Source organism: Rhizobium sp. NZLR8 (genome assembly GCF_019685025.1).
Classification (GTDB): domain Bacteria; phylum Pseudomonadota; class Alphaproteobacteria; order Rhizobiales; family Rhizobiaceae; genus Rhizobium.
In genome coordinates this window covers 90,947-105,501 of the sequence record NZ_JABDVY010000006.1, presented here as the reverse complement: position 1 = coordinate 105,501, position 14,555 = coordinate 90,947, and the positions used below count along the sequence as shown (strand labels likewise).

Sequence of the window (14,555 nt, the reverse complement as noted above, 5' to 3'; positions counted from 1 at the left end):
GCAACTGCATGCGGCAAATTGAACTCCGGTAGCGCAGGAAGATTGTTATGAAGGCAGGCATCCATCCCGAATATCACATGATCAAGGTGGTCATGACCGATGGCACCGAATACGAAACCCGCTCGACCTGGGGTTCGGAGGGTGCTGTCATGAACCTCGAAATCGATTCCAAGTCGCATCCGGCCTGGACCGGCGGCAACCAGCAGCTCATGGACCGCGGTGGCCGCGTCTCCAAGTTCAACAAGCGTTTCGGCGGCCTCGGCCTCTAATCGCTTTTGCTCGATGGAATTGAAGAGAGCCCGGTTTTGCCGGGCTTTTTTGCGTTCTCGATGTTCGGAAATAGCTGAGTTAGCAAGCAAATAAAAAACCGGCCGCAGACGCGGCCGGTTTTTATCGAATTCTCGCAGATACGGTCAGTTGTTGCCGAAGGCGGTCTGGAGCAGGGAAAGCTGGGCCTGGACGCTGTTCTGATTGTCATGAACGATCACAGCTTCGGACGGGCGGTAGATCTCGCGGTCGAGCAAGGCGATACGGTTCTGCAGACGCAGCGAGCGCTCAACGAGGTCGCGGAAGGATTCCGGCAGGTCGCCCCAGCCCGGCGCGGCGCGGTCGACGTTGAAGCCATCGAGACGAACCTTGTTCTTCTCGGCCAGCACCTGGTCGCGAGACATTTCGCCATTGTTGACGGCGCGCTGCAACAGCAGCCAGGAGGCCATCTGCATGAGGCGGGTGGTGAGACGCATCGATTCTGCGGCGTAGAGAACCGAAGCCATCCGCGGCAGAACCTTGGAAGCAGCGCGGCCCTGGCCATCCAGATAGGCGGCAGTCTCTTCGACCAGCGACATGCCTTCCGCATAAAGTGCCTTGAACTGCGAGGATGCAGCGGCGCGACCTGCAAAACTGATCGTGTTCAATCCAACTTCCGACATCGCAATAGTCCCTGTTGCACGCAGCTACATATATTCAGGTAACGCGGGCACCGACGGAAAAGTTTCCGAGCCCGGTCTTTATGACTTTAAGATGGTATCATTAGCCCAAATGCGCAAGCCGTTTCTTAAGAAAGGGTTAATCTCCACAGTTTCGTGGAGAAGCGCCGGCCAGAGGAAAAAGAAGAGCCGCAAAAGCGGCTCTCAAGGTAAAACAGGGAGAAAAATCAGACCAATTCACCGCTTGGAAAACTGTCTGAGATCCAGAGAAAATCCGGATGAGTACAGTAATACCTTATAAAGCTTAATAATTTATTAACATTGTGCCGAAGTAAGACTTGAGGCGAACTCGTTTATCCGCCTACAGCTTTGATTTTCGGGGTTTTATCGGACTATGAGCGGAAAAGGCTTTCCGCTGCCTGCCGCCCGGAAGCCTTGCGGGCGGCTTCGGCCTCGAGACGGGCGATCTCCGCCTTCAGCAAATCCACCCGCGCGTTCAGTTCGTCCACCGAAAGCATGGAGAGATCGGCGCCGATCTCGTGGGCGGTCTTCTTCTGCGGCCGGTCGTCATCGATGAAGCTCATGGGTTCTCCTCCGTTGCTGCCTGAAGCATCCTGCCGAAAAGTTACGGAATCGGAATTTAGGCCGATCCGGCCTGAATTCATCCTCAACTCTGTTTTTATGCGTGTCGCTATGCCGGAACCGCTGCACCCTTTCGGGCGACCTGCATTAGCCGAACTTTACAGCGGGATCACCGCTTTCGGGAGACTTCCCGGTTTCAGGCGGTTTGCCAGCGCCGCGATCGGCAAGCGACATGCTTTGCGGTGTCAGCATCGGCGAGGTGCCGGTCGGGATCGTCGTGTAGGCGTCACGATCGCTGGCCGGGACGGCGGCGCGGATGCGGCTCCGGATGATCGCGTAAACGGTGATCAGCACGTGGGCGATGGCGGTGACGAGGAAAAGCGCATGCGGAGTGATCACCGACATGACGGGACCGCCGATCGTCGGGCCGATTACCGTGCCGATGCCGTAGAGCAGCAGCAGTCCACCGGAGACCTTGACGAAATCCTCCGATGCCGCGAAGTCGTTCGCGTGGGCGACGGCGATCGGATAGAGCGTATTGGCCACCGCGCCGTAAAGGACCACGAGCCCAATCAGCAAGGCGGGCGACGTCGGGTGGAGCAAAAAGATCAGCAAGCCGGCAAGGGCGGCGACCCCGGACATGGCAGCGAGCACATAGCGCCGGTCGATGCGATCGGAAAGCCGGCCGGCCGGCAGCTGCATCACGGCGCCGGCGAAGATGGTGGAGCTCATCATGATGGCGATGCTGGTGTCGGAGAGCCCGGCGCCTGCGCCGAAGACGGCGCCGAGCGTACCGTAGGCGCCGTTGGCGATGCCGACGAGCAGAATGCCGAGGCAGGAGACCGGCGAATTGCGATAGAGCGCCGGCAGGTCGAGGCGCACCGCCTTCAGCGGCTGCGGCGAAGCGGCGGTCGAAAGCGTCGTCGGCAGCATGGCAATGCAATAGAAGATGCCGCAGATCATGAACAGCACCGGCGTGCGCACATCCTCGAGCGGGATCATCATCTGGCCGCCGACGACGCCGAGCAGCGTGATGCCGATATAGAGCGAGAAGATCGCGCCGCGGCTTTCGTTGCTGGCGCGCTCGTTCAGCCAGCTTTCGATGATCATCGAGGTGCCCGCCGTGGAGAAGCCGGTGACGGCGCGCAAGACGACCCACCAGACCGGATGGATGAGGATACCGCTGACCAGGGCGATGATGGCGATGATCGAGATAAAGCCGGAGAAGGCGCGCACATGGCCGACGCGGCGCACCAGCTTCGGCGCCACTAGGCAGCCGATGACGAAGCCTCCGGCCCATGAGGTGCCGAGCAGGCCAAGTGTCGTCGTGGCATAGCCTTCGAGATTGCCGCGCACGGGAAGCAGGATGCCCTGCAGGCCGTTGCCCATGAAAAGGAAGAGCGTGCCAAAAAGCAGCGCGGCGACGGACAGAAGGTTTCTCTTCATTTCCCCAGACTCGGTCTCAGTGATTTTGAAATAGACATAAGGCAGGACCTGCGTCAGCCAGCCTCAAGATGATTGATTGTGCCCCGGAATGTCTTTACGGCGTGTGGAGATCCTGTGTTCGCGCGGAAAAATGTCCGTCCTGTGACATTCCGAAAAATGGAAAAAATAAAGCATGACAAAGCTGATAGCCTTGCTGCTCATCCTTGCCATGGCGATACAGGTGATCAAGCCGCTCGGGTTTCCCGGCCTCAGGCGGCGGATGGATTTCTGGAAGATCGCGCTGATCGCTTTCGCCGTCTGGGCATTGGCATTGCTTTCGCGCGACTTCCTGATGTAACCCCTCGATCACATGAACCGGAGGCACGGCCCAAACTGCGGTCGCTAGTCCTGCAGAATAATTTCTCCACGCATGACGGAAACGCAGCGTCCCGAGATGACGACATCGGTGACGATGCCGCCCGATTTCACGACATCGAGGGTGATGACGCTGCGGCGGCCCATTTCGACGCCCTGTTCGACGGTGATGCGGACGTTCATATCGGCGGCCGGCGCAAGCGAAACGAGATAGGCGCCGAGTGCGGCCGAAGCGCTGCCGGTTGCCGGATCTTCGGGCACATTGTCGAGCGGTGCGAACATGCGGGCGCGGATAGTCCACGGATCGTCGGATGCGCGGACATAGAGGAAGAGCGAGAAGTCGTGGCCGCTCGTCGTCTGCCGGCCGGCAGCCGCCTGGAAACCGGTAAGGTTCGGGCGGGCGGCGGCCAGCGCTTCGAGCCCATCCAACTCGGCGACGGCGAAGTTCAGCCCGACGGACGCAAAGACCGGGGCGTGGACGGTGCTGACGACGACGCCGGGTTCGAGCGAGACGCAGCCGGCGATGGTTTCTTCGGCAATGGTCTCGCCGATCGCCAACGGCTGCGGCGCGCGGATGGCGGTGGCCTCGATCCGTCCGTTGTTGCGTTTCAGGCTGACTTCGACGATGCCGGCCTTTTCCTCGAAGCGCAGCTTCTCGCCGACCGGCTTGCCGAAGATCTCCGTCCGCTGGCCGAGCACATAAGCGGTGCCGACATTCGGATGGCCGGCGAAAGGCACTTCCATCGTCGGGGTGAAGATGCGCACGCGGGCGGAATTCTCAGGGTCTTCGGGCGGCAGGACGAAGGTGACTTCGGAATAGTTGAACTCGGTGGCGATCTTCTGCATCGCCGCGTCGGTCAGGCCGCGCGCATCGGAGATGACGGCAAGCGGATTGCCCTCGAAGCGGGTGGAGGTGAAGACATCGACGGTGACGTAGGAGAGGGTGTCCATGGCGGCTCCTGCTGCAGTTGCCGCTATGGATAAGCACGATCTTGCGGCGAGGCGAGCCGCTTTCTTGTCGCCGTGACAATGCAGGAAGGGGCGGCAACATGGTGTTGTCGCCCCTTCTTTATCGGAGTTAAGGCTGCTGAAAAAATCAAGCTGCCTTTTCGAGGTCCTTCTTCCAGCTGCCCTTGGCCGCGAGGCTGTTCATCTCGGCACGGTGGGTGAATTCGCGCTGGCCGGCGGCGACGTTCTCAGGCTTGCCGTTCCAGGCCTTGAGGGCGCTGTCCTGCAGGGCGCGGCCGTAGGAGAAGGTGACGAGCCAGGGCAGGTCGGCACTGGAATTGATGGCGGAAAGATGCGCCGTCGCTTCTTCGGTCGTCTGGCCGCCCGACAGGAAGGCGATGCCGGGGACGGCGGGCGGAACGGTCGCCTTCAGAACCTTGACCGTGCGCTCGGCAACTTCCGCGACCGAGGCCTTGCGGGCGTTCTTGCCGTCGATGACCATGTTTGGCTTCAGGATCATGCCTTCGAGGTTGACGCGGGCATCGGCCAGTTCCTCAAAAACGATGCGCAGCGTCGATTCGGTGACTTCGGCGCAGCGGTCGATCGTGTGGTCGCCCGGTTTCCCGTCCATCAGGCATTCCGGCTCGACGATCGGAACGATCCCGGCCTCCTGGCAGAGTGCGGCATAACGAGCAAGCGCCTGAGCGTTGGCGCGGACGGAACCGCGGGTCGGCAATGTCGACGAGATGGCGATGACACCGCGCCACTTGGCGAAGCGGGCGCCGGCTTCATAATAGCGGGCAAGGCGTTCGCCGAGGCCATCGAGGCCTTCGGTGATGGTTTCCGCAGGATATTTCGCCATCGGCTTGGCGCCGGTGTCGACCTTGATGCCGGGAATGGCACCTGCAGCGCGAATGATGTCGACGAAAGGCGTGCCGTCCGCGGCCTTCTGGAAAAGGGTCTCTTCGAAGAGGATGACGCCGGAGATATATTTCTTCATCGCCTCGTCGGAGCGGAAGAGCATCTCCCGGTAGTCACGACGGCTGGTTTCGGTCGATTCCAGGTTGATGGTGTCGAAACGCTTCTTGATGGTGGAGGTCGATTCATCTGCCGCAAGCAGTCCCCGGCCGCCTGCAACCATCTGCACTGCAATGTCTTCCAGTCGTTCGCTCATCTCGTTCTCTCCACAGCATTAAACATCGGCGATTTAAGAATATAGGACGGCGATAACAGAAGTTGATAGTGAGGAAAATGGAAGGCTAAGTCATTGAAACGATTGAAATCAATTCAATCGTTTGAATATCTGGGATTTTTTCCACCGGCTGAGCAAAAGACCGCGGAAGGCGCTCTCGCCGCCGCGGTCTATCCACATGTAAAACCAGTCGAATCGGCTTGTGACTATCTGGCGGCGTTGAGGACGGCGACGCCGGGAAGCTCCTTGCCCTCCATCCATTCGAGGAAAGCGCCACCGGCTGTGGAGACATAGGTGAACGCGCCGGCAACGCCGGCATGGTTCAGCGCCGAGACGGTGTCGCCGCCGCCGGCAACGGAGGTGAGCTTGCCGGCTGCAGTGCGCTCCGCGGCGTATTTCGCGGCAGCGACCGTGGCGGCATCGAAGGGCTCGATCTCGAAGGCGCCGAGGGGGCCGTTCCAGACGAGAGTCGAAGCGCGCTCGATCCAGGCGTTGATGGCCTCGACGGATTTCGGCCCGACATCGAGCACCATGGCATCAGCGGGAATGGCGTTGATATCGACTGTCTCATTGGCGGCACCCGCCTTGAACTCCCGGGCAATCACGCCGTCTTCCGGCAGGATGATGGCGCAGCCGGCGGTCGCGGCCTCGATCATGATCTGCTTGGCGGTTTCGGCGAGATCATGTTCGCAGAGCGACTTGCCGACATTGGTGCCGCGGGCGGCGATGAAAGTATTGGCCATGCCGCCGCCGATGACGAGCGCATCGACCTTCTTCACGAGGTTCATCAGGAGGTCGATCTTGGTCGAGACCTTGGCGCCGCCGACGATCGCGACGACAGGGCGGGCGGGATCACCCAGACCCTTTTCCAGCGCCACCAGTTCGGCCTGCATGGTGCGGCCGGCATAGGCCGGCAGGTGGTGGGCGAGGCCCTCGGTCGAGGCATGGGCGCGGTGGGCGGCGGAGAAGGCGTCGTTGACATAGATGTCGCCGTTGGCAGCAAGCGACTTGGTGAAGTCGGGGTCGTTCTTTTCTTCGCCCTTGTGGAAGCGGGTGTTTTCCAGAAGCAGGATATCGCCGTCATTCATCGCCGCGACGGCGGAGGCGGCCGCCTCGCCGATGCAATCGGACGCCGTCAGCACGGCATGATCGAGCACTTCCTCGACCGAAGGGGCGATCAGCGACAGCGACAGGTCCGGCGAAGGGCCGTCCTTCGGCCGGCCGAAATGAGCAAGCAGGATCACCTTGGCGCCCTTCTCGGACAGTTCGAGGATCGTCGGCGCCACACGCTCGATGCGCGTCGTATCGGTGACCTTGCCATCCTTGACCGGGACATTGAGATCGACGCGGACGAGAACGCGCTTGCCGCGGATGTCGGAAAGATCGTCGAGGGTCTTGAAAGAAGGCATGGGGAAATCCAGTCTTGGTTGGCGGAAGTTGCGGCGACCATAGCAAGGATCATTTGAGACGCAAGGCGTTCAACGGCCGTTTTCGCGTGTGCCTTCGTCACGTCGGGGCGGTGCTTTCGCCGCGATTTCGGAGGCGGCGGTTTCGCGGCTTCGGCGCCCTTTCAGCCGGTCGCGGATGCGTTGGATGATGTCCTTGAGATTGATGAAGATTGGCAGCGTGATCGCTGGTTCGACCGCTTCGAGCGACATTCCGACGGAGGTGATGTGGTCGTGCTCGTCGAGATCGCGGACGATGAGAATGATGGAGCCGAGACGGACGCGGTCGGCATAATCGGCCTTACCGCCGAGGCGCTGACGCATCAATTCGGCGATCGTCAGGCCCTTTTCCGTTTCGTTGAGCAGGCCGGGGCCATAGGCGGCGTCGAGATCGGCGGCGGGGCGGGCAGGTGAGAGCGCGAAGGCTCCGAAAAAATCGGCATCGTCCTCATCCACTGGCGCACGGCTGGCGAAGAGCCGGTCGAGCAGGCGGGAGTAGCTCGGCACGATGAAGAGGTAGACGAGATCGTTCTCGCGCAGCCGCCCGGCATATTGGTAGCGCATCGACTTGCCGTCGCGGATCACCAGCGAAGGCGTCGCCCAACGCGGGATGCGTTCGCCACGCAGCACTGGACTATCCTTGATGACGCGGTAGGAGAGCAGTTCGTGGTTGGCCGCGCCCGGCAGGTCGACCTCGACCTTATCGACGGCACCGATGCGCGGCGGAATGATCAGGCCGAGCTTCTTGGCGACGGGCTTGATCGTCCAGCCCTGGAGGAGCAGCGAGACCAGCACAATAATGAAGGCCGTGTTGAAATAGATTTGTCCGTTCTCAAGCCCGCCGAGGATGGGCATGATGGCAAGCAGAATGGAGACGGCGCCACGCAGGCCGACCCAGGCAACGAAGCCGATTTCCTGCTGCGTGTAATCAAACGGGAGCAGCGACAGCCAGACCGCCAACGGCCGGGCGACAAAGGTCAGGAAGAGGGCAAGCAGAATGGCGGGCACGATGATGACCGGGAATTGCGACGGCGTCGCAAGCAGGCCGAGCACCAGGAACATGATGATCTGCGCCAGCCAGGTCATGCCGTCCTGGAAGCGTTTGATGGTGCCGATCGCCTGCATCTTGCGGTTTCCGGCGTAAATGCCGGCGACATAGACGGCGAGGAAGCCGCTGCCGCCGACCGCGCCGGTGAAGGAGAAGACGAGAAGGGCAAGCGCCAGCACGAAGATCGGCGTCAGGCCGCGATCGGTGTCCAGCTTACTGACGATCAGCACGATCATCATGCCGCCGAGCAGGCCGAGGATGACGCCGAGGCCCATCTGCTGCACGAACATGGCGAGCATGCCGATATTGATGCCGGCGGAACGCTCGCCGCTCGCCAGCACCTCGACAAGGGCGATGGTGAGGAAGATCGCCATCGGGTCGTTGGTGCCGGATTCGACCTCCAGCGTTGAGCGCACCTTGTCGCGGATGTTGATGCCGCCAATGCGCAGCAGGAAGAAGACGGCGGCGGCATCCGTCGATGCGACGATCGAGCCGAGCAGCAGACCTTCCAGCCAGGTGAAGTTCAAAAGCCACATCGCCGCGAAGGCAAAGAGCGAGGCGGTAATCAGCACGCCGACCGACGCGAGTGCCAGCGAGGGAACGGCCGCCAGGCGGAAGGCCTGCATCGGCGTGCCAAAGCCGGAATCAAACAGGATGACGGCCAGCGCGATAGAGCCGAGAATATAGGCGAGGTAATTGTTGCTGAACTCAATGCCGAGCCCGTCGACGCCGGCGGCGAGGCCGATCATGAGGAAAAGCAGCAGCAGGGGGGCGCCGAAGCGGAAGGCAAGCAGGCTCGAAAAAGCGGCAAGAAGCACGAGCGCCGTCGAGACCAGCACCACGATATAAAACGCTTCCATGCCCACCCCTTTCCATCGACTGCTTGACGAATACAGCCGCCCCGGCCGATCCGCCTTACTCCAACCCCTCCTCACCCGCGGCGGTCCAGTAAACGGCAAAACGTCAGAGAAGGGTAGGCCTTGCGGCTTAACCTCGTCGCGACGCTGCATCATGCTACTGAACGGCTGCCGGACGGCCAACCGACACGGAATGCTACGGGAGAAATTGTCTATAAGGAATGTATCGGAAATTCAGGCGAGAGCAGGGCAAAAGAGACAGGCACGGATTTTTCCTGCCGGTATCTGCGAACGACAACAGGCCAAGCCACGTTTTTGCGTTCACGCGGTGCGTCTGCCTTCTCAATGATGGGAAAAGGGATTGCAGGCGCGCATGCAGAGAGCGGGGCCGCTGCTCTGCTATCCCAACACCGCCTGAAAAATGACGATGGCGAGAAACGAGAGACCGATGAACGCGGCGACCCAGATAACCAGGCGATTGGCCTTTGCAAGCACCGCAGGTCGGACGTCCCGCTTGCGGTGAAACCGCTGCCGCCGCTTGAGCGTGGTGTGGGACAAGCGTTTTTGTGCCTCTGCCATTAATCGCCTCCACTTGGATTATCTTCGCCATTGCGCGGCGCTATGCATCTCGGCAATCTATCACGCTTTGCCAGCGGATTGCCAAGTGATCAATCCTTGCCTGCGGACGGCAACGCCACACCGAACCCGTCGCGTCGGTGTGGCTTTCGAAATCGGAAAACGATGCAGATCGTCGGTCAGTCTTCTGAGTCCTCGCCCACGTCGGTCAGATCCGCGACCGGGACCAGGAAAACGACGAACTCGTCCTCGATGGTCCGTTCCGGATCATCGTCGAATTCATAGGCGTGCTCGACTTCGCTGGCCTCCTCGGCGGTTGCCTTGCGCAGGCTGAGCACCGCTTTACGGTCCCACAGGGGTTTGCCTTCGGATTCCAGGATGGTCAGATCGTCACGAAAGTCTTCCGCCTCGAAGAAATGGGTCGCTTCCTCGTGATTTTCGGAGCGAAAGCTGGCAACGGCACGGCCGGCGATTTCTACGGTAAAGTAATCCATCCATCTCTCTCATATCAGCGACACTGCTGCCGCACGGTATTGGTGTTCCGCGCCTGGCCGGTGGCCGATGCGGCGCGAGGAAACTGGGCATTTTGGAATGTCCAGGCGAGTTATCCTAACAGATCTCATCTCTGCAATGGACGAAAAGATACCAGTGCGGAAAGGTTGGTTTCGTTTGCGGCATGGCAACAAAAAGCGGCCCGGTTTCCCGGGCCGCTTGCATGTCGATGCCTTAAGAGCGCTCAGATGAGCTTGGCAAACGCAACAGCCGTGTCGGACATGCGGCTGGAGAAGCCCCATTCATTGTCGTACCAGGACAGGACGCGCACGAAATTACCTTCCATGACTTTAGTCTGATCGGTTGCTAAGATCGAGGAGTGGCTGTCGTGGTTGAAGTCACGGGAGACGAGCGGCTCGTCGGTGTAGCCGAGGACGCCCTTCAGCTTGCCATTTGCGGCAGCCATGATGGCTTCGTTGATTTCGCCAACGCTGGTGGCCTTCTTGGCGACGAACTTGAAGTCGACGACGGAAACGTTAGGGGTCGGAACGCGGATCGAGGTGCCGTCGAGCTTGCCCTTCAGATGCGGCAGAACGAGGCCGACTGCCTTGGCAGCGCCTGTCGAGGTCGGGATCATCGAAAGAGCGGCGGCGCGGGCGCGATACAGGTCCTTGTGCATCGTGTCGAGCGTCGGCTGGTCGCCGGTGTAGGAGTGGATCGTCGTCATGAAGCCGTGGTCGATGCCGACGGCGTCGTCGAGGATCTTTACAACCGGCACCAGGCAGTTTGTCGTGCAGGACGCGTTGGAGATGACCATGTGCTCCTTGGTGAGCTGGTCATGATTGACGCCGAAGACGACAGTCAGATCGGCGCCGTCTGCAGGTGCCGAAACGATGACGCGCTTGGCGCCGGCCGTCAGGTGGGCGGCAGCCTTGTCACGGGAGGTGAAGATGCCGGTGCATTCCATCGCGATGTCGACGCCGAGTTCGCGGTGCGGAAGTGTCGCCGGATCCTTGATGGCGGTGACCTTGATCGGCTTGCCGTTGCCGACGATGATCGAGTCACCCTCGACTTTCACGGTGGCCGGGAAGCGACCGTGGATCGAGTCGTAGCGTAGCAGGTGGGCATTGGTTTCGACGGGGCCGAGGTCGTTGATGGCGACGACTTCGATGTCGGTGCGGCCGGATTCGACGATGGCGCGAAGGACGTTGCGGCCAATGCGGCCGAAGCCGTTGATGGCAACCTTGACTGTCATGTTCATTCACTCCCGATAGAGTAGGGCCCGATACAGCCGGGCCTGGAATTGAGGAGATGGAGAGCGCCTCAAGGCGCCCTCATTAAAGCTTTGCTTCCGCGGCCGCAACGACGGCGTCGGTGGTGATGCCGAAATGCTTGTAAACGTCCTTCACCGGGCCGGAAGCGCCGAAGCCCTTCATACCGACGAAAGTGCCTTCCGGTCCGATAAAGGCATCCCAGCCTTCGCGGACGGCGGCTTCGACGGCAATCTTTACCGGTGAGTTGCCGAGGATTTCCTTGCGATAGGCGTCCGGCTGCTCGAAGAACAGTTCCGTGCAGGGAACCGATACGACGCGCACCGTGACACCCTTGGCTTCAAGGGCTGCGCGGGCGGCGATGGCGATTTCGACTTCTGAACCGGAGGCGAAGATCGTCACTTTGGCGTCGGCATTGCCGGCCAGCGTATAAGCGCCCTGTTCGCAGAGGTTCTTTTCGCTGTATTCGGTGCGAGACGCAGTGAGGTTCTGGCGCGTCAGAGCAAGGCCCGAAGGACGGTTGTGCGTCTTGATGGCGATCTGCCAGCATTCCGCCGTTTCCGTGGCGTCGGCCGGACGGAAGATCATCAGGTTCGGGATGGCACGCAGACCGGCGAGCTGTTCGACCGGCTGGTGCGTCGGGCCGTCTTCGCCGACGCCGATCGAGTCATGCGTCAGGACATGGATGACACGGATGCCCATCAGCGAAGCAAGGCGGATCGGCGGGCGGCAATAATCCGTGAAGATCAGGAAGCCGCCGCTATACGGGATCAGTCCGCCGTGCAGCGCAATGCCGTTCATCGCAGAGGCCATGCCGTGCTCGCGGATGCCCCAATGCATGTAACGGCCGGCGAAATCCGTCGGCGTGATCGAGTGCATCTGGCTGGTTTTGGTGTTGTTCGACGGCGTCAGGTCGGCGGAGCCGCCGAGCGTTTCCGGCAGGAAGCCGTTGATGACCTCGAGCGCGTCTTCCGAAGCCTTGCGAGTGGCAACGGTCGGCTTGGTCTCGGCAAGCTTCTTCTTGAAGGCGCTGATTGCGGCATCGAAGCCTTCCGGCAGCTCGCCTGCCATGCGGCGGGTGAATTCGGCCTTGGCCGGAGCCTTGGCCAGACCCTGTTCCCAGGCGTTGACGAGATCGACGGAGCGGGCGCCGGCTGCACGCCAGGTATCCAAGACGTCCGACGGGATGACGAAGGGCTCAGATTCCCAGTTCAGCGCCTTGCGCGTGGCGGCGATTTCCTCGGCACCAAGCGGGTTGCCGTGGACCTTATGGGTGCCTTGCTTGTTCGGGGCGCCGAAGCCGATGATCGTCTTGCAGGCGATGAAGGTCGGCCGGTCGGACTTGTGGGCAGCCTCGATCGCTTCGGCGACGGCAGCCTGATCGTGACCGTCAATCTCGATCGTGTTCCAATGAACGGCCTTGAAACGGGCGACCTGATCGGTGGAATCCGAGAGAGACACGGCGCCGTCGATGGTGATCGAGTTGTTGTCCCAGAACAGAACGAGCTTGTTGAGCTTCAGGTGGCCGGCGAGCGCGATGGCTTCGTGGCTGATGCCCTCCATCAGGCAGCCGTCGCCGCAGATCGCATAGGTATAGTGATCCTGAAGATCGGCGCCGAATTCCTCGCGCAGCTTGCGTTCGGCGATCGCCATGCCGACGGAATTGGCAATACCCTGGCCGAGCGGACCGGTCGTCGTTTCGATGCCGGTCGCGTGACCGTATTCCGGATGACCGGCAGTCTTCGAGCCGAGCTGACGGAACTGCTTCAGATCTTCGATCGTCATGTCAGGATAACCGGTCAAATACAGCAGCGAATAGAGCAGCATCGAGCCGTGGCCGGCCGAGAGTACGAAGCGATCGCGGTTCGGCCAGCGCGGCTTCTTCGGATCGAACTTCAGATATTTGGTGAACAGGACCGTTGCCACATCAGCCATGCCCATCGGCATGCCGGGGTGGCCTGAGTTCGCCTTTTCAACGGCGTCCATGGCGAGAAAACGGATTGCATTCGCCATCCGGTCGTGTTGTTCGGGAGAGGTCATGGCTTTTCCGCAAGTTCCGGGTGTCGGGGGATGGCCTCGAGCCTCCAAGACCATCGAGTGAAAGCGGCAGAGACATAGCAGTTGGGGCGGGCAAGTCAATAAATGGCAAGCCAAATCCGGGCGGGTAATGGCAATTTTGACATTTGATCGCGCGGTTGTACAAATGACAAATCACCTATTGTCGGCATGTGTAAAACGCTCATCCACAGGATAGGCCGGTAGGCAGGTGACAGGATTTATTGACGGGCCGTCGGCGAGCTGCATATCTTTTTTAAATCGCAGGATCGGCGCGGCGTGCCGATTCGCGGATCCTGCGCGGGAATCGGGAAGGCATGATGCCCACAGGCAAAACCATGGAAGCAGCGCTCAACGAATTGAGACAGGCGATTTCGGGCCTCGAAAATGCCGTCGACATGCGCGTCGAGCGGCAGCGCGAGCAGGGCGAGATCGAGGGCGAGGTGCGGCGCGTGCACGCCGACCGTTCGCGGCTGGCGCAGGAGCTCGACCAGGCCGAATTCCGCGCAAACCGGCTTGAGGAAGTCAACCGCGAGGTATCGCGGCGGCTGGTGACGGCCATGGAAACGATCCGCGCGGTTCTGGATCGCTAGAACAGGATGATTTTAGGCCAAGTTGGCCCAAAATCTGAATCCTGTTCTCATTTAAGCGTTAAGCATGATGTCGTCCGAAAACCGCTCATACCTTTCGGCATCATGCTCTCGTAGAAAGAGTTTGGCATGGCGCAGGTGACGGTAACGATCGACGGCAAGGCCTATCGCATGGCCTGCGAGGAAGGGCAGGAGGACCACCTGACCGATCTGGCGACCAGTTTCGACCGCTATGTCGGCCATCTCAAGGGGCAGTTCGGGGAAATCGGCGATCTCAGGATCACCGTCATGGCCGGTATCATGATCATGGACGAGATTTCCGAGTTGACGCGCCGCGTCGCCGGGCTCGAATCCGAGCTCGAGTCGCTGCGCGGCAACCGCGACACGGTGCTTGCGGCCACCGCCCGCACCGAAGAAAATCTCGCGGCGGCGCTCAGCGAGGTTTCAAGTCGGATTCGCGGAATCACCGACAAGCTGAACGGACGGCCCGCCCCGAACTCAATGGATCTGAATTAAATAACGACGACGTGCCGCCGCCACTGGCGCGCTGGCGCAAACGACCTTATATATCGCGATGCGGTCTGCGCCTCTCGACAGGAACCACAATCCCTGGGGCCATACTCGATCCAAAGGGAGCTGTCCCTGGCTAGGCCCGTGGGCCTGGACACACGGCGCCCACCTACGTTTGTAGGCACCCAGGATCGTAAACATCCATCGGTTGTCGTGGATCGCACCTTTCCCTTCCATCCCCTTCGACGGCGCCGGACCGACAG

Annotated in this window: 15 protein-coding genes and 1 other RNA gene; 5 read left to right on the top strand and 11 right to left on the bottom strand. The window is 60.8% G+C overall.

The window, feature by feature from the left end:
- Positions 1-47: 47 nt before the first annotated feature.
- Positions 48-269 (top strand): 50S ribosomal protein L31, encoded by a 222-nt coding sequence (rpmE, locus tag HJB89_RS15590; protein WP_003542805.1) that lies wholly within the window; start codon positions 48-50, stop codon positions 267-269.
- 144 nt (positions 270-413) lie between these two features.
- Here rpmE and HJB89_RS15585 read toward each other — a convergent pair whose 3' ends face one another.
- From HJB89_RS15585 to HJB89_RS15575, 3 genes are all read right to left on the bottom strand, one after another.
- A complete protein-coding gene (locus HJB89_RS15585) occupies positions 414-929 on the bottom strand; it encodes a DUF1465 family protein (protein WP_003542804.1) in 516 nt (171 codons plus the stop codon).
- Positions 930-1,318: 389 nt separating this feature from the next.
- Positions 1,319-1,510 (bottom strand): DUF1192 domain-containing protein, encoded by a 192-nt coding sequence (locus HJB89_RS15580; RefSeq protein WP_207581706.1) that lies wholly within the window; start codon positions 1,508-1,510, stop codon positions 1,319-1,321.
- Between the two features lie 145 nt (positions 1,511-1,655).
- Positions 1,656-2,954 (bottom strand): MFS transporter, encoded by a 1,299-nt coding sequence (locus tag HJB89_RS15575; RefSeq protein ID WP_207581705.1) that lies wholly within the window; start codon positions 2,952-2,954, stop codon positions 1,656-1,658.
- 172 nt (positions 2,955-3,126) lie between these two features.
- On the opposite strand from HJB89_RS15575, the gene HJB89_RS15570 reads away from it, so the two are divergent.
- On the top strand, positions 3,127-3,291 hold the full coding sequence (locus HJB89_RS15570; protein WP_207581704.1) for a hypothetical protein: 165 nt from the start codon (positions 3,127-3,129) through the stop codon (positions 3,289-3,291).
- A gap of 44 nt (positions 3,292-3,335) precedes the next feature.
- Here HJB89_RS15570 and HJB89_RS15565 read toward each other — a convergent pair whose 3' ends face one another.
- The 8 genes from HJB89_RS15565 to tkt form a co-directional block, all read right to left on the bottom strand.
- On the bottom strand, positions 3,336-4,259 hold the full coding sequence (locus HJB89_RS15565; RefSeq protein ID WP_207581703.1) for a PhzF family phenazine biosynthesis protein: 924 nt from the start codon (positions 4,257-4,259) through the stop codon (positions 3,336-3,338).
- A gap of 145 nt (positions 4,260-4,404) precedes the next feature.
- Entirely contained in the window at positions 4,405-5,430 is a 1,026-nt protein-coding gene (locus HJB89_RS15560) for a class I fructose-bisphosphate aldolase (protein WP_207581702.1), read from the bottom strand.
- A 224-nt stretch (positions 5,431-5,654) separates the two neighbouring features.
- The gene (locus HJB89_RS15555) at positions 5,655-6,857 is read right to left on the bottom strand and encodes a phosphoglycerate kinase (RefSeq protein ID WP_207581701.1); all 1,203 of its coding nucleotides are present in this window, start codon (positions 6,855-6,857) and stop codon (positions 5,655-5,657) included.
- Between the two features lie 69 nt (positions 6,858-6,926).
- The gene (locus HJB89_RS15550; protein WP_207581700.1) at positions 6,927-8,801 is read right to left on the bottom strand and encodes a potassium/proton antiporter; all 1,875 of its coding nucleotides are present in this window, start codon (positions 8,799-8,801) and stop codon (positions 6,927-6,929) included.
- Between the two features lie 396 nt (positions 8,802-9,197).
- Positions 9,198-9,377, bottom strand: coding sequence for a hypothetical protein (locus tag HJB89_RS15545; protein WP_207581699.1), 180 nt, complete (start codon positions 9,375-9,377; stop codon positions 9,198-9,200).
- Between the two features lie 176 nt (positions 9,378-9,553).
- Positions 9,554-9,868 (bottom strand): hypothetical protein, encoded by a 315-nt coding sequence (locus tag HJB89_RS15540; protein ID WP_207581698.1) that lies wholly within the window; start codon positions 9,866-9,868, stop codon positions 9,554-9,556.
- Between the two features lie 242 nt (positions 9,869-10,110).
- Positions 10,111-11,121 carry a type I glyceraldehyde-3-phosphate dehydrogenase gene (gene gap, locus HJB89_RS15535; protein ID WP_207581697.1) on the bottom strand — a complete coding sequence of 337 codons (1,011 nt, stop codon included), beginning with the start codon at positions 11,119-11,121 and terminating at the stop codon, positions 10,111-10,113.
- Between the two features lie 82 nt (positions 11,122-11,203).
- Positions 11,204-13,177, bottom strand: a complete 1,974-nt coding sequence (tkt, locus tag HJB89_RS15530) for a transketolase (protein WP_221150164.1) — start codon at positions 13,175-13,177, stop codon at positions 11,204-11,206.
- Positions 13,178-13,509: 332 nt separating this feature from the next.
- Here tkt and HJB89_RS15525 point away from each other — a divergent pair, with 332 nt between their 5' ends.
- The 3 genes from HJB89_RS15525 to ssrS all read left to right on the top strand — a co-directional run bounded on the left by HJB89_RS15525 (position 13,510) and on the right by ssrS (position 14,516).
- A complete protein-coding gene (locus HJB89_RS15525) occupies positions 13,510-13,785 on the top strand; it encodes a DUF4164 domain-containing protein (protein ID WP_037078920.1) in 276 nt (91 codons plus the stop codon).
- Positions 13,786-13,911: 126 nt separating this feature from the next.
- The gene (locus HJB89_RS15520; protein WP_221116399.1) at positions 13,912-14,298 is read left to right on the top strand and encodes a cell division protein ZapA; all 387 of its coding nucleotides are present in this window, start codon (positions 13,912-13,914) and stop codon (positions 14,296-14,298) included.
- Positions 14,299-14,357: 59 nt separating this feature from the next.
- Positions 14,358-14,516: non-coding RNA, 6S RNA (gene ssrS / locus HJB89_RS15515), on the top strand.
- Positions 14,517-14,555 lie beyond the last annotated feature (39 nt).